16 protein-coding genes are annotated in these 16,640 nt (G+C 68.2%); 8 read left to right on the top strand and 8 right to left on the bottom strand.

All coding sequences use genetic code 11. The features are described from left to right. Positions 1-439 (bottom strand): hypothetical protein (locus Q0309_RS00705; protein ID WP_299436222.1); only part of this gene is annotated, 439 nt, incomplete at its 3' end. Beyond that, a complete protein-coding gene (locus tag Q0309_RS00710; RefSeq protein WP_299436225.1) occupies positions 432-1,196 on the bottom strand; it encodes a hypothetical protein in 765 nt (254 codons plus the stop codon). The genes Q0309_RS00705 and Q0309_RS00710, both read right to left, overlap by 8 nt. A gap of 228 nt (positions 1,197-1,424) precedes the next feature. Here Q0309_RS00710 and Q0309_RS00715 point away from each other — a divergent pair, with 228 nt between their 5' ends. Further along, positions 1,425-3,044: a peptide chain release factor 3 gene (locus Q0309_RS00715; protein WP_299436228.1), complete on the top strand. Its 1,620-nt coding sequence runs from the start codon at positions 1,425-1,427 to the stop codon at positions 3,042-3,044. 459 nt (positions 3,045-3,503) lie between these two features. Here the strand turns inward: Q0309_RS00715 and Q0309_RS00720 are convergent, their stop codons facing one another. Further along, entirely contained in the window at positions 3,504-4,808 is a 1,305-nt protein-coding gene (locus tag Q0309_RS00720) for an MFS transporter (protein ID WP_299436231.1), read from the bottom strand. 541 nt (positions 4,809-5,349) lie between these two features. Between Q0309_RS00720 and Q0309_RS00725 the strand changes: the two genes are divergently transcribed. Continuing rightward, complete coding sequence (locus Q0309_RS00725) at positions 5,350-6,564, top strand: ATP-binding protein (RefSeq protein ID WP_299436234.1); 1,215 nt, start codon at positions 5,350-5,352, stop codon at positions 6,562-6,564. Here Q0309_RS00725 and Q0309_RS00730 read toward each other — a convergent pair. Next, a complete protein-coding gene (locus tag Q0309_RS00730) occupies positions 6,561-7,607 on the bottom strand; it encodes an NADP(H)-dependent aldo-keto reductase (protein ID WP_299436237.1) in 1,047 nt (348 codons plus the stop codon). The two genes, Q0309_RS00725 and Q0309_RS00730, sit on opposite strands and share 4 nt — an antisense overlap. 40 nt (positions 7,608-7,647) lie before the next feature. Here Q0309_RS00730 and Q0309_RS00735 point away from each other — a divergent pair, with 40 nt between their 5' ends. The 6 genes from Q0309_RS00735 (at position 7,648) to Q0309_RS00760 (ending at position 13,540) form a co-directional block, all read left to right on the top strand. Next, positions 7,648-8,112: a DUF123 domain-containing protein gene (locus tag Q0309_RS00735; protein ID WP_299436240.1), complete on the top strand. Its 465-nt coding sequence runs from the start codon at positions 7,648-7,650 to the stop codon at positions 8,110-8,112. A 227-nt stretch (positions 8,113-8,339) separates the two neighbouring features. Next, positions 8,340-9,569, top strand: coding sequence for an ABC transporter substrate-binding protein (locus Q0309_RS00740; protein ID WP_299436243.1), 1,230 nt, complete (start codon positions 8,340-8,342; stop codon positions 9,567-9,569). A 27-nt stretch (positions 9,570-9,596) separates the two neighbouring features. Continuing rightward, positions 9,597-11,441: an ABC transporter permease gene (locus tag Q0309_RS00745; protein ID WP_299436246.1), complete on the top strand. Its 1,845-nt coding sequence runs from the start codon at positions 9,597-9,599 to the stop codon at positions 11,439-11,441. Beyond that, on the top strand, positions 11,438-12,202 hold the full coding sequence (locus Q0309_RS00750) for an ABC transporter ATP-binding protein (RefSeq protein WP_299436249.1): 765 nt from the start codon (positions 11,438-11,440) through the stop codon (positions 12,200-12,202). The genes Q0309_RS00745 and Q0309_RS00750 overlap by 4 nt, the downstream gene beginning before the upstream one ends. Further along, a complete protein-coding gene (locus Q0309_RS00755) occupies positions 12,199-12,909 on the top strand; it encodes an ABC transporter ATP-binding protein (RefSeq protein ID WP_299436252.1) in 711 nt (236 codons plus the stop codon). The genes Q0309_RS00750 and Q0309_RS00755 overlap by 4 nt, the downstream gene beginning before the upstream one ends. A gap of 214 nt (positions 12,910-13,123) precedes the next feature. Next, entirely contained in the window at positions 13,124-13,540 is a 417-nt protein-coding gene (locus Q0309_RS00760) for a MarR family transcriptional regulator (RefSeq protein WP_299436255.1), read from the top strand. A gap of 18 nt (positions 13,541-13,558) precedes the next feature. Here Q0309_RS00760 and Q0309_RS00765 read toward each other — a convergent pair whose 3' ends face one another. The 4 genes from Q0309_RS00765 to Q0309_RS00780 form a co-directional block, all read right to left on the bottom strand. Further along, positions 13,559-14,014, bottom strand: coding sequence for a hypothetical protein (locus tag Q0309_RS00765; RefSeq protein WP_299436258.1), 456 nt, complete (start codon positions 14,012-14,014; stop codon positions 13,559-13,561). A 146-nt stretch (positions 14,015-14,160) separates the two neighbouring features. Then, positions 14,161-14,961, bottom strand: coding sequence for an indole-3-glycerol phosphate synthase TrpC (trpC, locus tag Q0309_RS00770; RefSeq protein WP_299436261.1), 801 nt, complete (start codon positions 14,959-14,961; stop codon positions 14,161-14,163). Further along, positions 14,958-16,004, bottom strand: coding sequence for an anthranilate phosphoribosyltransferase (gene trpD, locus Q0309_RS00775; protein WP_299436264.1), 1,047 nt, complete (start codon positions 16,002-16,004; stop codon positions 14,958-14,960). Before trpD ends, trpC begins: the two co-directional genes overlap by 4 nt. After that, positions 16,001-16,621, bottom strand: a complete 621-nt coding sequence (locus Q0309_RS00780; protein ID WP_299436267.1) for an aminodeoxychorismate/anthranilate synthase component II — start codon at positions 16,619-16,621, stop codon at positions 16,001-16,003. The genes trpD and Q0309_RS00780 overlap by 4 nt, the downstream gene beginning before the upstream one ends. Positions 16,622-16,640: the final 19 nt, after the last annotated feature.

The raw sequence follows: 16,640 nt of genomic DNA on the forward strand, positions 1-16,640 counted from the left end.
TCCCGTCGAGATCTTCGGAATCCGCGACCATGGCCCGCAGTGTGAGGGCCTCGCTGACAACGGCGACCAGCTCGCTAAAGTAGTGACAGAATTCGTCAATCGCTGCCCTGACGGCACCAATCCACGATACAAAAAGCCCATAGTCGCTCGCGGTGCCCGGAATGCCGCGATGCAGTATGGCATTGCGATACTGGCGTATGAGACCGCAGGCTCTGAGAGAGTTCTCGATTTCCCGTAGTATAATGGGGTCACTTTCTTTCTTACTTGTAAGTCGCCGTAGAACGGCTTCCTTGTCTATCCCACGCATTCCCTCGATCACGATTGCGGTGACGTGTCGATCCACTCCGATATAATGACTCAACAACTCATCAATCATGTCCTCGATCGCCACCCAAGATGCTGCAATGCGCCCGATTTCTTGATACAGAGCGTCATGCATCGCCCGTCGCGGCTCCGTCGTCCCAGCCTTCAAACCCCGGAGGTGTCGGCACCCGAGTCCACAGAGCACCGATCTCTCGACAGGCGGCCTCGATGTCCTTCTGTCGCCGTTTGAAGCCGCCGGGTGCCCGAACGACCGATTGACCGAAGACATCGATCGCTAAACAAAGTCGATGGTCAATCGTGCCCTGGGGCGCGTTCGCCGTAAGGTAAGAGTGCACGAGGGATGCCACGGTCTTGCCGTGGTCCTCGCGCCAAAGCTGCGACGAGAGGGTCTTGGAGATCTGCAGGATGGCACCCCCCACGGCACTGGCGTCGGCCACGCTTGTCAGGGCGTCCAGTTTGACGCTCACATCGACGCCATGAATCATGAGGGGCGTCCGGACGGCTTCGACCTCTCGGAACCTCGTTTCGCGAATGAAAGACGAACCGGCCAGCGTCCGAAATGCTGACAGAGCCTCCAGGCAGGAGGTGGCCTGATCTTTGAGATAGTTGCTTGAGGCGGCCTCGGCGTCCCGCAAAAAGCGAATACGGGCATCCTCCAAAAGTGAGGCTGGGCGATCATCATTGGAAAGGTACTCGACGATGATGCGCCTAAGAACGGAATAGCGATTCACGACAAGCGCAGGCGGATACTTCGCATTCTTTAGGATTGCCTGTCTGCGTGTGGGCGATGCCAAACAATACTCGGCAATCTGGTTCGCCGACATCCGAGGCGTTGCATTGAACTTATATCGGCTCGTCGCAATCTTATTCATCGGCAGGGTGTCCTCACCTGACCCTCACATCATAAGGCATTGGTGTTGGTGCCGCAACGGACCAGGACGATTGGCAACGCGGCTGGCAATGGAGCGACCCACTGGACCGCTCCCAATCTCTGCACCCGCTGGTCATTCCATGGGAGCGGCTGGAAAAAGGACTCGCGTTCAGGGGGCGGACGTCGCACAGTCCGGCGCCTTTTTCATTCAGACACGGGTCTCCCGCCCATGACGCAGACCGCCGTCCCCCTCGACGCGGCGCCCGCCGACGACACCATCGCGCGCCGGCGCACCTTCGCCATCATCAGCCACCCGGACGCCGGTAAGACCACGCTGACCGAAAAGCTGCTGCTGTTCGGGGGCGCGATCCAGCTGGCCGGCGCGGTCAAGGCGCGCGGCGAGGCCCGGCGGGCACATTCCGACTGGATGAAGGTGGAACGCGAGCGCGGCATCTCGGTGGCCTCGTCGGTCATGACCTACGAGTACGGTGGCTGCGTCTTCAACCTTCTCGACACCCCGGGCCACGAAGACTTCAGCGAGGACACCTACCGCACGCTGACCGCCGTGGACTCGGCGGTGATGGTCATCGACGCCGCCAAGGGCATCGAGGCGCAGACCCGCAAGCTGTTCGAGGTGTGCCGCCTGCGCGACGTGCCCATCGTCACCTTCGTCAACAAGATGGACCGCGAGGCGCGGGATTCCTTCGAGATCCTGGACGAGATCGAACAGGCGCTGGCGCTGGACGTGACCCCGGCGAGTTGGCCCATCGGCATGGGCAAGGCGTTCAAGGGCTGTTACGACCTGTTCCGGGATCGCTTGGTGTTGCTGGAGAAGGGCAACAAGGGCGGGCTGCCGCACGAAGGCGAGTCCTGCTCCGGGCTGGACGACCCCAAGCTGGACGCCATGCTGCCGCCCGGCGTCGCCGACACCCTGCGCGAGGAGGTCGAGATGGCGCGCGGTCTGTGCCCTGACTTTTCGCTGCAGGCGTATCGCGAGGGCCACATGACGCCGGTATTCTTCGGCTCGGCCATCAATACGTTCGGCGTGCGAGAGTTGCTGGAGGGGCTGGCGTCCATCGCCCCGCCGCCGCGCGCCCAGCCCACTGCCGACCGCGCCGTGGCGCCGGACGAGCGCAAGGTCTCCGGCTTCGTCTTCAAGATCCAGGCCAACATGGACCCCAAGCACCGCGACCGCATCGCCTTCGTGCGGCTGTGCTCGGGCCACTTCAAGCGCGGCATGAAGCTGACCCATGTGCGCAGCGGCAAGGCCATGGTCATGCACAATCCGGTGCTCTTCCTGGCCCAGGACCGCGAGGTGGCGGAAGAGGCTCACGCCGGCGACATCATCGGCGTGCCCAACCACGGCAACCTGCGCATCGGCGACGCCCTGACCGAGGGCGAGGCGTTGCGCTTCACCGGCATTCCCGCCTTCGCGCCGGAGATGTTGCAGAAGGCGCGGCCCAAGGACCCGCTCAAGAGCAAGCACCTGGGCAAGGCGCTGCAACAACTCGCGGAAGAGGGTGTCGCCAGCGTGTTCAAGCCCATGCTGGGCGCTGACTGGATCGTCGGCGTGGTGGGCGCGCTGCAGTTCGACGTCATGGCCGACCGCATCCGCACGGAATACGACGTGCCGGTGGTTTTCGAATCCACGCCCGTGTACGCGGTGCGCTGGGTGGAAGGCGACGATCCTCGCCTGGTCAAGGCCTTCCTGGACGCCAACCAGTCGGCGGTCGCCGAGGACCACGACGGCGCCCCGGTGTTCATGGCCCGCAACGCCTGGCACCTGGATAAGGCGGCGGAGGAACACCCCAAGCTGCGCTTCCGCAACACGCGTGAGCCGGCGGTGTAGGGCGGGAGCGTGGTCGTAGTGGCTCTGTGGTGACTCCCGCCGCCCTGGCGGAAAAGATCACCACGGAGACACAAAGGACACAGAGCGGTCCGCACCCGGCCGGGCCGCCGGACTCCTGCCGAGAGGGTTTCACCAGGGATCTTCGGACGTTGCCGCCGGGTCATGGTGCCCGGGCGGATGAACGGCGCGCGCTCTGTGATCTCCGTGTCTCTGTGGTGACACCTGCGACTCTGACGGGAAAGATCACCACAGAGACACGAAGGACACGGAGCGGTCCGTACCCGGCCGGGCGGCCGGACTCCTGCCGTCGGGTTTCCACCACGGAAATCCTGGTGTCGCCGCCGGGTCATGGTGCCCGGGCGGATGAACGCCGCGCGCTCTGTGATCTCTGTGTCTCCGTGGTGACACCTCCAAGCCCGACGGTGCGCTGACGGCCGCCGGGCGGCCTTCAAATACACGCTACGAGGCTGCCGACTTCTCCGCTTCCGCCTCCGCCGATGCCTCCTCCTCCGCCTCCTCGCGGGCGGCCTCGGCCTGTTCGACGGCCCAGACGCCGGCCGCCTCGACCGCCACGGGCGAGGCGGTGGGCAGCACGCCCAGGTAGCTCTCGGTTTCGTCGACGGACGGCGTCGCCCGCTGGGTCATGCGATAGAGCGCGTACAACGCCGTGACCCCGAACGTCGCGCCCAGCACCAGCCAGAACGCGAACGGCCCCAGCCCTTGCATCGCCCAGCCGGTCAGCAGCGGCCCGGCGATGGCGCCCAGTCCGAAGGTGAACACCAGCCCGCCGGACGCGGCCGGCATGTCCTCGGCCGACAGAAAATCGTTGGTGTAGGCGAGCAGCAGGGCATACAGCGGCGTCGTCACCCCGCCGGCCAGGAACGCGGCCGCCATCATCGACCACAGGCCGCCGATGTTCATCCAGCCCAGCGCGCAGGATGCGGCCCCCATGACCGCCGCCCCGAAGATCAGGGTGCGCCGGTCCATGCGATCGGACAGCCATCCGATGGGGTATTGCAGCACCAACGCCCCGGCGAACAGCATCGCGACGAACAGCGCGATCCGATCCGCCGACAGCCCGATCTGGGTGCCGAACACCGCGCCCATACCCGATTGGGTCGCGTAGACGGCGCCCAGCAGAAAAATGCCCACGGTCCCGAGCGGCGAACCGGAATACAGCTTGCGCAAGGACATCGGCCGCGCGACCTCGACCGCCGGCACCCGGGCGACGGTCAATAGAATCGGCGCGAACGAGATCGACACCAGGATCGAGGCGCCGATGAACAGCGCGGCGGTCCCCGCGTCGCCCAGCGTCAACAGCCCCTGCGCCCCGATGATCCCCAGCGTCTGCGCGATCATGTAGGCCGACAGGACCTTGCCGCGCGTCTCGTTGGTGGCGGCATTGTTCAACCAGCTTTCGGCGGTGACATAGATGCCGGACATGCAGAATCCCACCAGGATCCGCAGCAGCGTCCAGGCCCACGGTTCGGTCAGCAACGTGAACGCGATCAGGCCGGCCGACATGAAGCTGCCCAGCGCCGCGAAGACGCGCACATGTCCCACGCGCCGGATCAGCGCCGGGCTCAGACGGGCACCCGACAGGAAGCCCACGAAATATCCCGACGTGACGATGGCCAGTTCGGCGGCCGAAAACCCCTCGATCCCGCCGCGCAGGCCGATCAAGGTGAAGTGCATCCCGTTGCCCAGCATGATCAACACGACACCGAGCAGAAGAGCCCAGACGCCGGCCAACACTTGAAACATGAACCGTCCCTTCGGACATCCAGGATCTCCCGTGGCGCCCGCCATCGTGCTCAGGACAGCCACCACCGCGACCCTGCAGCGTCGCATGATTCAGCGGTCGCGACGAGGCGCCATCGATAGAAAGGCCCAAGCCTCGCGTCGTGACGCGTTTCGGCTCGGCCAACGCGGCGTCGCGACCAAGGCGGTGTTGGGTCCCGTCCTTGCCGGCACCCGGACAGGAACGTTTTGGTTGAAATACAAGTCAAGTGTTGTCCAGTATTTCTGGTGGCCTGTCCTGGCGCGCCGGTGCCGTTCGCCCATCTGGCGTTGATTTTTTCGTTGGAGAGGCAGGCGCGGGTGTCATACACTCCTGCACTGGGCGTAGTCGGTCGGGCGTGGGGGCAGCAACCCTATTGTTACTTTGTCGTCCGGGTGTCGGGCCGGACTATTCGATTGGTAACCGCGTTCAAGGGCAGTCTTTCCTGAGCCTTTGCGGCCCCTGAGGTGTCGGCCGGTGTCACAGGTTGGGGGCGTTCTGCGTGCATCGAAGGGTGTCGTGCCCATGCCCCTCCTTGATCCGTTGGCACCGCACAGCCTGGAGCGTCTGGTCGAGACGGCTCCCGTGGCCGTGCTCGTTCAGGATCTGACCGACGTCTGGCGCCGGCTGGAGGGGCTTCGCGCGCAAGGTGTCGCCAACCTGGGCGCCTCCCTCGAAAACAACCCGGACCAACTGGCGGACCTTTCCGGCCGGGTCCGATGCGTCATGGTGAATGCCCGCGCGCGGGCCATCATGGGCGGCGGCGCGGACGGCGATCCCAACCGGGTTTCGCGCCGGTTTCTGGATCGCTCCGCGAATGCCCGGGCGGTGCGCGGCCTGCTTGACGCGCTCTGGGAGGGGACGCCGGTGTTCGAGGCCGAGGGCGTCGTCGAGACGGAGGACGGCGGGGCCGTGTCGGTTCAAGTGCACATGGCGGTGCCGCGCTCCCTGGAAGAGGCGCAAGCGGTGGCCCTGTTCCTGTGCGACCGGGCCGCGGCCTCGCGGCAGGATGTCGACTATGCCAACCGTGCCAAGCGGTCGTTCCTGGCCAATATGAGCCATGAACTGCGCACCCCCCTGAACGCCATCAACGGGTTTTCCGAGATTCTGTTGCGGGAACTGCACGGCCCGCTCGGCGCCGGACCCTACCGGGAGTACGTCAGCGGCATTCTTCAGGCGGGCACGCACCTGCTGGACCTGATCAGCGACATCCTCGACGTGAGCGTGGTGGAGGCCGGGGAGCTGCGCCTGGACGAGGCCCCACAGGCCCTGAATGCGTTGGTCGCCACCTGCCTGCGGGACCTTCTCGCCCGGGCCGCCGAGAAAGAGATTGCGGTGCGAAACCAGGTGCCCGCCGACCTGCCGCCGGTGCGATGCGACGCGGCGCGGATGCGCCAGGTTCTCGGCAACCTGCTGTCCAATGCCATCAAGTTCACGCCGCGCGGTGGAACCGTCACCGTGTCGGCCAGCCTGTCGACCGACGGGGGCGTCGTCGCGTCGGTGACCGATACCGGTGTCGGCATGAGCGCGGCCGACGTACAGGTGGCTCTGTCACCGTTCGGGCAGGTCCAGAACGTCTTTGCCCGCGCCGAGGGAGGAACCGGCCTGGGGCTGCCCCTGGCTCGGGCGCTGGTCGAGGCGCACGGCGGCACCCTGACCATCGCCAGCCATCCGCAGGCCGGGACGACGGTGGCGGTGTCCCTGCCGCCGTGGCGGGTCGGCGCGGGTGCGAAGGTTTAGGGGCAAGGATAGGTGAAACGGGCGTGGATGGCCTCGATGCCCTCAAGGACCGTGTCGGGCAGCGTGAGATCCGCGCTGGCGATATTGGCGGCCAGCTGATCGACCGTGGTGGCGCCGATGATCGTGCTGGCCAGGAACGGCCGGCTGTTCACATAGGCCAACGCCATTTGCGCCGGGTCCAACCCGTGGTCCCGCGCCAGCGCCACGTACTCCTCCGTTGCCGCCACGCCCTGCGCGGTGAGGTAGCGCATGTAGGTGCCCTCGTAGACGGTCAGGCGCGCCCCTTCGGGCTTGCCGCCGTGCAGGTACTTGCCCGAGAGGGTCCCCATGGCCAGCGGCGAGTAGGCGCACAGGGGCACCGCCTCGCGGATCGCCGCCTCGGCCAGGCCGGCCTCGAACGACCGGTTCAGCAGGCTGTAGGGGTTCTGGATGCAGGCCGGGCGCGGCCATCCGCGCTCCTCGGCCAGGCGCAGGTAGTGCATCAGGCCCCAGGCGCTTTCGTTGGAAAGGCCGATGTGGCGGATGGTCCCGGCGCGGACCTGTTCGTCCAGCGCCTCCAGGGTCTCGGCGATGCTGACGGCCTGGGCGTCGCGCTCGGTGTCGTGGGTGTAGCCGAGGCGGCCGAAGAAATTGGTGGCCCGTTCCGGCCAGTGGACGTAGTAGACGTCGATCCAGTCGGTGCGCAGGCGCCGCAACGAGCGCTCCACCGCTTGGCGGATGTTGGCGCGGTCCAGCCGTGCCGCGCCGCCCCGGAACTGCGGCTGCGCGGTGGGGCCGACGACCTTGCTGGCCAGGATCACCTTGTCGCGCGTGCCCCGGGCGGCGAACCACGAGCCGATGGAGTCCTCGGTGCGCCCCTGCGTCTCCGGCGTCGGCGGCACCGGATAGAGTTCGGCTGTGTCGAAGAAATTGACGCCGTGGTCGAGGGCGTAGTCCATCTGGGCGTGGGCCTCGGCCTCGGTGTTCTGTTGGCCCCAGGTCATCGTGCCCAGGCAGATGAGGCTGACCGACAGGCCGGAGCGGCCGAGCGGGCGGTATTCCATGACGCAACTCTCATCGGATGAAGCAGGCGGGGGCGGCACCATGACCGGAGCGGTCGGCGATGGCAAGCCCGCCTCGGTGCCCGATGTATGCTGTCGCCTCGGCGGGCCGTGGGTGACGGCCGACGACATCGAGGGGGTGGCGCCGTCGGCGCCCGGGGCCTATCTGCTGGCGTTGTGGGTGCCGGCTCCGGTGCCGCTGCCGCCGCGTCTGGCGGTGCCGCCCCTGACCCCCGGCTGGTATGTCTATGCCGGCAGCGCGCGGGGACCCGGCGGGCTGCGCGCCCGTTTGCGCCGGCACATGCGGCCGGACAAGGCGCGGCACTGGCACATCGACTGGCTGACCACGGCGCCGGACGTGTCCGCCTGGGCTCTGGTGCGGCCGGCGGCGACGGAATGCGCGCTGATCGCCGAGGCCATGGCGCATCTGCCCGTCTCCGTGCCCGTGCCGGGGTTCGGGTCCAGCGACTGCCGCCGGTGCGTGTCACACCTGCTGGCCTTGGCTTGAACGGTTCAAAACGGGGAGCGGTGCGCTCGGGTTTTTGAGCCCCCGTCAAATAGGGTCTTGCACCGTCGCCGCCAATTCGGTCAAGTCGGCCCGAACACGGACCGCCCCGGCGTCGTCACGACGCAAGGATCAAACGAAACGCGGGACACGGTGTTGCCTCATTGCGGGGGCGCCGTGGCTTTCCGCCGCACTCAGGCGGTCATCCATCGAACACGGGAGAGGTCATCATGGTTCGGACAGGCCGCATCAGCCGGCGTTGGCTTTCGGGGATCGCGGCCGGTGTCACCCTGGCGGTTGTCGGGGGGCTGCCGGTCTTCGGCGCGTCCGCGCAGGAGCCGATCCGCATCGGCGAGATCAACAGCTATTCCCGCCTGCCGTCGTTCACCGAGCCCTACCGCAAGGGCTGGATGATGGCCCTGGAGGAGGTCAACGCCGCCGGTGGCGTCATGGGCCGGCCGCTGGAGGTGATCGACCGCGACGACGGTGGCAACCCGGGCGACGCCGTGACCGCCGCCAACGAGCTGGTCAGGGCCGAGGGCGTGGACCTGCTGATGGGCACCTTCTTCTCGCACATCGGCCTGGCCGTGTCCGACTTCGCCAGCCAGCGCGGTATCTTCTTCATGGCCGCCGAGCCGCTGACCGACGCCATCGTCTGGTCGAAGGGCAACGATGTCACCTTCCGGCTGCGGCCCAGCACGTCGATGCAGGCCAACATGCTGGCGGAGGAAGCGGCGACGCTGGATGCCACGCGCTGGGCGGCGATCGCGCCGAACTATGAGTACGGCACGTCGGCCGTGGCGGCCTTCAAGGAGGCCATGGCCGAGTTGCGCCCGGATATCGAGTGGGTGGACGAGCAGTGGCCGCCGCTGGGCAAGATCGACGCCGGGGCGACGGTGCAGGCGTTGCTGCGGGCCGAGCCGGAGGCGATCTTCAACGTCACTTTCGGGCCGGACCTGACCAAGTTCGTGCGCGAGGGCAACACGCGCGGCCTGTTCCAGGACCGCCCGGTGGTCAGCCTGATCACCGGCGAGCCGGAATACCTCGACACCCTGGGCGCCGAGACGCCCGAGGGCTGGATCGTTACCGGCTATCCCTGGTCGGCCATCGACACGCCCGCGCACGATGCGTTCCTGGCGGCTTATCGGGATCGCTGGGACGATTATCCGCGCCTGGGCTCCGTGGTCGGCTACACGGCCCTGAAGGCGGTGGCGGCGATCATCGACAAGGCCGGCTCGACCGAGACCGAGGCGTTGATCGCGGCGGCCGAGGGCATCGAGGTGAAGATGCCGTTCGACACCATCACCTTCCGCGCCGCCGATCACCAGTCCACCATGGGCGCCTATGTCGGGCGCCTGGCGGTGCGCGACGGACGGGGCGTGATGGTGGACTTCGAGTATGTCGACGGCGCCGAGGTGCTGCCGTCGGAAGAGGAGGCGAGGGCGCTGCGGCCGGAATAGGGTCTCGGCGCCCGAGGGGCTGGCCGCATGGACTTCTTCGTGATCCAGGCCCTGACCGGGCTGGCCAGCGCGTCGTCGCTGTTCCTGCTGGCCAGCGGCCTGTCCATCATCTTTGGTGTCACGCGCATCGTGAACTTCGCGCACGGCTCGTTCTTCATGCTGGGCGCGTACATGGCGTACACCCTGACGACGATGTGGAGCGGCCCGCTCGGCTTCTGGGGCGGCGTGGTGGCGGCGGCGGCGGTGGTGGCCGTGATCGGCGCCGTGGTCGAGATCGTCGTTCTGCGCCGCATCTATGACGCGCCGGAGCTGTTCCCGCTGCTGGCCACCTTTGGCCTGGCGCTGATGACCGAGGACGCGGTCAAGATGATCTGGGGGCCGCAGGACCTGCTCGGCCCGCGCGCGCCCGGGTTGGAGGGCGCCGTCACCATCCTCGGGCATCCGTTTCCGGCCTATGACCTGGTTCTGATCGTGCTGGGGCCGGCGGTGCTGGGGCTGCTGTGGCTGTTCCTGCGGCGCAGTCCCTGGGGCGTTCTGGTGCGCGCGGCGACCGAGGACCGGACCATGGTGGCCGCACTCGGCGTCAACCAGAAGCGCCTGTTCACCGGCGTTTTCATGCTGGGCGTCTTTCTGGCGGCGTTGGGCGGGGCGTTGCGCATCCCCCGCGAGGCGGTGCACCACGCCATGGATATGGAGGTGATCGTCGAAGCGTTCGTGATCGTCGTCATCGGCGGCCTGGGCAGCGTGCCCGGCGCCTTCCTGGCGTCGGTGCTGGTGGCGGAGCTGAACGCCTTCGGCATCCTGCTGTTTCCCAAGATCAGCATGGTCCTTCTGTTCCTGGTGATGGCGGTGGTTCTGGTGCTGCGCCCGCACGGCCTGTTGGGCCGGCCGGAGGCCGCCGCGCGTGCCAGCCTCGGCGTGCAGGAAGAGCCGTGGCGGCCGATGGGGCGCGCCGGATGGGCGCTTGGGGTGGCGCTGGTGGCCCTGCTGGCGGCGCTGCCCCTGGTCGCCGATGCCTACACGCTGACGGTCACCACCGAGATCCTGATCTTCGCCCTGTTCGCCGCCAGTCTGCACCTGATGATGGGGGTGGGCGGCATGGTCTCGTTCGGCCATGCGGCCTATTTCGGGCTCGGGGCGTATGGCACCGCACTGCTGGTCCGGTTTTTCGGCGCGCCGATGGAATGGGGCCTGTTGACCGGTCCGGCCCTGGCGCTGGTCGGGGCCGTGGTGTTCGGCTGGTTCTGTGTGCGGCTGTCGGGCGTCTATCTGGCCATGCTGACCCTGGCCTTCGCCCAGATCGTCTGGTCCGTGGTCTTTCAGTGGACCGAGGTCACGGGCGGCGACAACGGCATCCTCGGCGTCTGGCCCGGCCGCTGGGCGTCGGATCCGGCGGTCTATTACATGCTGACCCTGACGTTGTGCGCCGCCGCCGTGGGCGCCATCCGCCATCTGGTGTTCTCGCCGTTCGGGCAGTCGGTGCGGGCCTGCCGCGACAGCCCGGGCCGGGCGGAGTCCATCGGCCTCGACCGGCGCGGGCTGCAATGGCTGTGCTTCGTCCTGGCCGGTGGCTTCGCCGGCCTGGCCGGGACGCTGTACGCGGGTCTTAAAGGCAGCGTGTTCCCCGATGTCCTGGGGATTCCGCTGTCGGTCGATGGTCTGGTGATGGTGCTGTTGGGCGGGCTGGGCACGTTGACCGGGCCGTTGGTCGGCGCCGGCGTGTTCAAGGCGTTGGCCATCGAGGTGAGCAGCGCCACCGACGTCTGGAAGCTGATCCTGGGCACGGTGATTGTGGTGCTGGTGCTGGCGTTCCCCGAGGGCATCGTCGGCGTCTGGCGCCGCTGGGTCCGGCCGCGTGGGGCGGGGTCATGACCGAACGGGCGCTTGAGGCCGAGCATCTCCGCAAGGCCTTTGGCGGCGTGCGGGCAGTTGACGACGTCGGCTTCAGCCTTGGCGCCGGCGAGGTGCTGGCCCTGATCGGACCGAACGGAGCCGGCAAGACCACGCTGTTCAACATGCTGGGGGGCCAGATCCGGCCCGACGCCGGCCGCGTGCTGCTGTTCGGGCGCGACATCACCGGCCTGCCGCCGCGCCGCGTCTGGCGGCTGGGCGTGGGCCGCACGTACCAGGTGACCGCCACATTCCGCTCCATGACCGTGCGGCAGAACGTCCAGTCGGCGCTGCTGTCGCATCACGGGCGGGCGTGGTCACCGTGGCCCCGCGCCGATCGCCTCTACCGGGACGAAGCCGAGTCGCTGCTGGCCATGGTGGGCATGACGGATCAGGCCGAGCGGGCGGCCGGCGTATTGGCTTACGGCGACCTGAAGCGCCTCGACCTGGCCATCGCGCTGGCGCACGGCCCGCGCGTTCTGCTGATGGACGAGCCGACCGCCGGCATGGCGCCGGGCGAGCGGACGCACCTCATGGACCTGACGGCGCGGGTGAGCCGCGCCCGGGGCGTGGCGGTGCTGTTCACCGAACACGACATGGACGTCGTCTTTGGCCACGCGGACCGCGTCCTCGTGTTGGATGGCGGCCGGCTGGTGGCGAGTGGCGCGCCCGCCGAGGTGCGGGCGGACGCGCGGGTGCGCGCGCTCTATCTGGGCGAATCGAGCGGAGAGCCCGAGCCATGAGCGAGTTGCTGGCCGTCCGGGGACTGAACGCCTGGTACGGGCGCGCCCAGGTTCTGTTCGACATCGACCTGCGGGTGGACGCGGGCGAGGTGGTGACGCTGCTCGGCCGCAACGGGGCCGGCAAGACCACCACGCTGGCCGCCGTGATGGGGTTGATCCCGGGCGTGCGGGGCGACGTGCACTTTGGCGGCGCGTCGATCTCCGGCCTGCCGCCGCACCGCATCGCCCGGTTGGGGATCGGCTATGTGCCGGAGGACCGCCGCGTGTTCTCCGACCTGACGGTGGACGAGAATCTGGCCGTCGGCCGCCAGCCGCCGCGCCCGGGCGCTCCAAGCTGGACACCGCAGGCGCTGTTCGACCTGTTCCCGAACCTGGCCGAGCTGCGTCGTCGGCGGGCCGGGCAGATGTCCGGCGGCGAACAGCAGATGCTGACCATCGCGCGGACGTTGATGGGCCATCCGTCGCTGGTGTTGCTCGACGAACCGTCGGAGGGGCTGGCGCCGCGCCTGGTCGAGCAATTGGCGCGGGCATTGGGCACCATGAAGGCCGAGGGGCTCACGATTCTGGTCTCGGAGCAGAACCCGCGCTTTGCCCGCTCGCTCACCGACCGGGCCTATGTGATCGAGAAGGGACGCACCCGATTCGAGGGAACCCTCGCCGATCTGGACGCGCGGCCGGACATCCGGGATGCGTGCCTGGCGGTGTGATTGACCGTCTCGCCATTTTGATTTTCGAGATCGTTAGCACGAAAACGCAATCTTAGGCTTGCAGCGGCCGAACCAAGACGCGATATTGTTCGTGCCCTTTCGAAACCCAGCGGCGAATTTGGAAGGGTGTCAGCCAACGAGCGACCGTGGTGTGTGACGGTTGGTTCAAGGCGGTAGGTCAGTGGCCGCACGTGTCAGGGGAGACGGTACCCAGATGACGGAACTCTTCGTATTGGACAGGCAAGTCGGTTTTCTGCTGCGCAAGGCGCACCAGCGGCATCTCAGCCTGTTCTCGGATCTGATTGATGCGGATTTGACACCCATGCAGTTCGCCGTTCTGGCGAAACTGGAGGAAGTGGGCCCCACCTCGCAGAATCGCCTGGGGCGCCTGACGGCCATGGACGTGGCCACCATCAAGGGCGTCGTCGGGCGGCTGGAGGCGCGCGGCCTGGTCGAACGGCGCGCGGCGCCACACGACCGGCGCATGGCGGTCATCGAGATGACCGAAGAGGGGCGCGACGTGTTGCAGCGGTCGAAGGGCGACGCCGTGCGCGCGTCTCGACAGGCGTTGGCGCCCTTGTCCGACAATGATCGCAGTACGCTCATGGAGTTGCTGGCCCGGATCACGTGATCCGGCCAGAACAGGAGATCAGTTGGACGTGCCGGGAGTGTAGTTGTACTCCCGGCACGTATACTCGACCTGCGGGCCGCAGTGGTAGAACTGAACATATTGGTGACGCCCGGCCTCGGCCTCGTGCACGGTGCGCCCGGACGGCGTGGTGACGGACAGGTGCAGGCGCGCCGAGTCGCTGCTGTTCATGGCCCGGACCGAGAAGTTGTGGGGCATGGTCAGGCTCAGGTCGCCCGTGGACGGGTCGCCCAACGTGGCCAGGTCGTCGGCGGCGTACTCGCTCTTGTCGCCCTCGCGGCTGATCTCAATCTCGGAGTTGGCAAGGCAGGTGCGCAGGTCCACGGGCTCGCCCGCGCGGTCGCAGCGCAACTCGACGCGGGCGCCGCCGGTGTTTTGGGCAATGGCCGGAGCGGTTGCCGCCGCGATGGCGGTCATCGCGCCCAGCAGGGCAATGGCGATTCGGTTCCGTGTCATGGTCGACCCCTCATCCGTGCGGGTGCGCTGGCGAGATGGGTCAGCGCGAAAAAGTCCAACGAGAGGGGTTGGATATCAGGGGTCGCGAATGCGAGTCATTGACGGGACGCAATCGGGACCAGACGCAATCCGGACCAGGGGGCCGGTCAGGCCGGCGTCGCCTCCAGCAACGCGGCCACGGCACCGCTCACGTCCTCCTGGCGCATGAACGACTCGCCGATCAGGAACCGGCGGGTGCCGGCTTCGGCCATGCGCTCCAGGTCGGCGCGGCTCTTCAGGCCGCTTTCGCACACCAGGTGGCGGTCGGCGGGAACCATCGGCGCCAGCGCCTCGGTTGTGGCCAGGTCGGTCACCAGGGTCTTGAGGTTGCGGTTGTTGATGCCGATCAGCGGGCAGGGGAGGGCCAACGCGCGTTCCATCTCGGCCGCGTCGTGCACCTCCACCAGCGCGTCCATGCCCCAGTCGGCGGCGGCCGAGGCCAGTTCCCCAGCCAGCACGTCGTCCACGGCGGCCATGATGATCAGGATGGCGTCGGCGCCCATCGCGCGGGCCTCCGTCACCATCCAGGGGTCGACCATGAAGTCCTTGCGCAGCACCGGCAGCGAACAGGCCGCTCGCGCCGCCCGCAGGAAGGCGGGATCGCCCTGGAAGAACGGCGCGTCGGTCAGCACCGACAGGCACGCGGCCCCCCCCGCCGCATAGGCCCGGGCCAGCGCCGGTGGATCGAAGTCGGGCCGGATCAGCCCGGCCGACGGCGACGCCTTCTTGATCTCGCAGATCAGGCCGAACCCGCCAGCCTCAACGCGGGCCGTCAGCGCCTCGGCGAACGGGCGAACCGCCGGGGCGGACCGCGCCTCGGCCTCCAGGGCGGTGTCCGGGGTCGCCGCCTTGCGCGCGGCCAGGTCCTCGCGCGTGCGCGCGCAGATGCGTTCCAGAACGTCGCTCACGCCTCGGTGTCCTCGATCGGCGGTTCGTGCGTGATGGCCACCAGCTTGGCGAGGACGGCGCGGGCCGCGCCGCTGTCGATGGCCTCGGCGGCGCGCGCGGCACCGGCTTTCAGGTCGGGGACCTGCCCGGCGACGATCAGCGACGCGGCGGCGTTCATGAGGACGATGTCGCGGTAGGGTCCCGTGGCACCGTCCAGCATGGCGCGGATGACGTCGGCGTTTTCGTCGGGGGTGCCGCCCTTCAGGTCCTCGGGGCGCGCGCGCGGCAGGCCGGCGTCCTCCGGCGAGACGGTGAAGGTCTGCACCCGCTCCCCGTCCCACGCGGCCACGTGCGTCACGTCGGTGGTCGTCACCTCGTCGAGGCCGTCGGCCCCGTGCACCACCCAGGCCCGCTCCAGGCCCAGGCGACCGAGCACGTGGGCCAGCGGCTCGATCCAGGCGAGGGAGAACACGCCCATCAACTCGCGCTTCACCCCGGCGGGGTTGGACAGCGGGCCGAGCAGGTTGAAGATCGTGCGAATGCCCAGTTCGCCGCGCACGGGGGCGACGTGCTTCATGGCGCTGTGGTGGCGCTGGGCGAACATGAAGCCGATGCCGGCGTCCTGGATGGCCCGTTCGACCACCGGCATGGGGGCATCAAGGTTGAGGCCGAGCGACGCCAGCACGTCGGCCGAGCCGGATTTGGACGACGCGGCGCGGTTGCCGTGCTTGGCGACGGGAACCCCGCAGGCGGCGACCACCAGCGCGGTGCCGGTCGACACGTTGTAGGTGCCGGCCGCATCGCCGCCGGTGCCGACGATGTCCATGGCGTTTTCGGGCGCGGTGATCTTGGTGGCCTTCGCCCGCATGGCGCGGGCGGCGCCGGTGATCTCCTCCACCGTCTCGCCCCGGACCCGCAGCCCCATCAGCAGGGCGCCCATCTGCGCGGGCGTGGCCTCGCCGGCCATCAGCAGGTCAAAGACGGTCTCGGCCTGGGCTTCGTCCAGCGGCAGGCCGTCGGCCACGCGGCCCATCAGGGTGCGCAACGGAGACGCGATCGTCATGCGGCGGTCCTCCGCGCGTCCAGGTCGGCCAGCGGCGTCAGGTCGGTCAACCCGGCCAGGGTCAGGAAGTTCCGCAGCACCGCGTGCCCGTTGGCGGAGGCGATGCTCTCCGGATGGAACTGCACCCCGTGCAGCGGCAGCGATGTATGGGACAGGCCCATGATCAGGCCGTCCTCGGTCCAGGCGGTGACCTCCAGCGACTCGGGCAGGCTGTCGCGCTCGACCACCAACGAGTGGTAGCGGGTCGCCTGGAACGGGCTGTCCAGGCCGGCGAACAGGCCGGTGCCGGTGTGGTGGATTCGGTCGGTCTTGCCGTGCACCGGCTCGGGCGCGCGCACCACGCGTCCGCCCATGGCCTGGCCGATGGACTGGTGCCCCAGGCACACGCCCAGGACCGGCACACGTCCGGCGGCGGCGCGAATCAGGTCCAGGCAGATGCCGGCCCGGTCGGGATCGCACGGCCCCGGCGAGATGACGATGGCGCGGGGTTCCAGCGCGAGAGCATCGTCCACGGTGATCGCGTCGTTGCGATGCACCTCCAGCGTCGGGCCAAGTTCGCCCAGGAAGTGCCAAAGGTTGTAGGTGAAGCTGTCGTAGTTATCGATCAGAAGCAGCATGATGGCGAGTCACCCCCCG

The sequence above is a fragment of the uncultured Rhodospira sp. genome, from assembly GCF_937138205.1.
Taxonomy (GTDB): Bacteria; Pseudomonadota; Alphaproteobacteria; order Rhodospirillales; family Rhodospirillaceae; genus Rhodospira.

Excerpts from the sequence above, each read along its gene's own strand:
- Q0309_RS00765 (WP_299436258.1), bottom strand. The coding sequence starts at position 14,014 with ATGACACGGAACCGAATCGCCATTGCCCTGCTGGGCGCGATGACCGCC.
- Q0309_RS00760 (WP_299436255.1), top strand. The coding sequence starts at position 13,124 with ATGACGGAACTCTTCGTATTGGACAGGCAAGTCGGTTTTCTGCTGCGC.
- Q0309_RS00710 (WP_299436225.1), bottom strand. The coding sequence starts at position 1,196 with ATGAATAAGATTGCGACGAGCCGATATAAGTTCAATGCAACGCCTCGG.
- Q0309_RS00755 (WP_299436252.1), top strand. The coding sequence starts at position 12,199 with ATGAGCGAGTTGCTGGCCGTCCGGGGACTGAACGCCTGGTACGGGCGC.
- Q0309_RS00725 (WP_299436234.1), top strand. The coding sequence starts at position 5,350 with ATGCCCCTCCTTGATCCGTTGGCACCGCACAGCCTGGAGCGTCTGGTC.
- Q0309_RS00720 (WP_299436231.1), bottom strand. The coding sequence starts at position 4,808 with ATGTTTCAAGTGTTGGCCGGCGTCTGGGCTCTTCTGCTCGGTGTCGTG.
- Q0309_RS00745 (WP_299436246.1), top strand. The coding sequence starts at position 9,597 with ATGGACTTCTTCGTGATCCAGGCCCTGACCGGGCTGGCCAGCGCGTCG.
- Q0309_RS00780 (WP_299436267.1), bottom strand. The coding sequence starts at position 16,621 with ATGCTGCTTCTGATCGATAACTACGACAGCTTCACCTACAACCTTTGG.
- Q0309_RS00735 (WP_299436240.1), top strand. The coding sequence starts at position 7,648 with ATGACCGGAGCGGTCGGCGATGGCAAGCCCGCCTCGGTGCCCGATGTA.
- Q0309_RS00715 (WP_299436228.1), top strand. The coding sequence starts at position 1,425 with ATGACGCAGACCGCCGTCCCCCTCGACGCGGCGCCCGCCGACGACACC.
- Q0309_RS00730 (WP_299436237.1), bottom strand. The coding sequence starts at position 7,607 with ATGGAATACCGCCCGCTCGGCCGCTCCGGCCTGTCGGTCAGCCTCATC.
- Q0309_RS00740 (WP_299436243.1), top strand. The coding sequence starts at position 8,340 with ATGGTTCGGACAGGCCGCATCAGCCGGCGTTGGCTTTCGGGGATCGCG.
- Q0309_RS00750 (WP_299436249.1), top strand. The coding sequence starts at position 11,438 with ATGACCGAACGGGCGCTTGAGGCCGAGCATCTCCGCAAGGCCTTTGGC.
- trpD (WP_299436264.1), bottom strand. The coding sequence starts at position 16,004 with ATGACGATCGCGTCTCCGTTGCGCACCCTGATGGGCCGCGTGGCCGAC.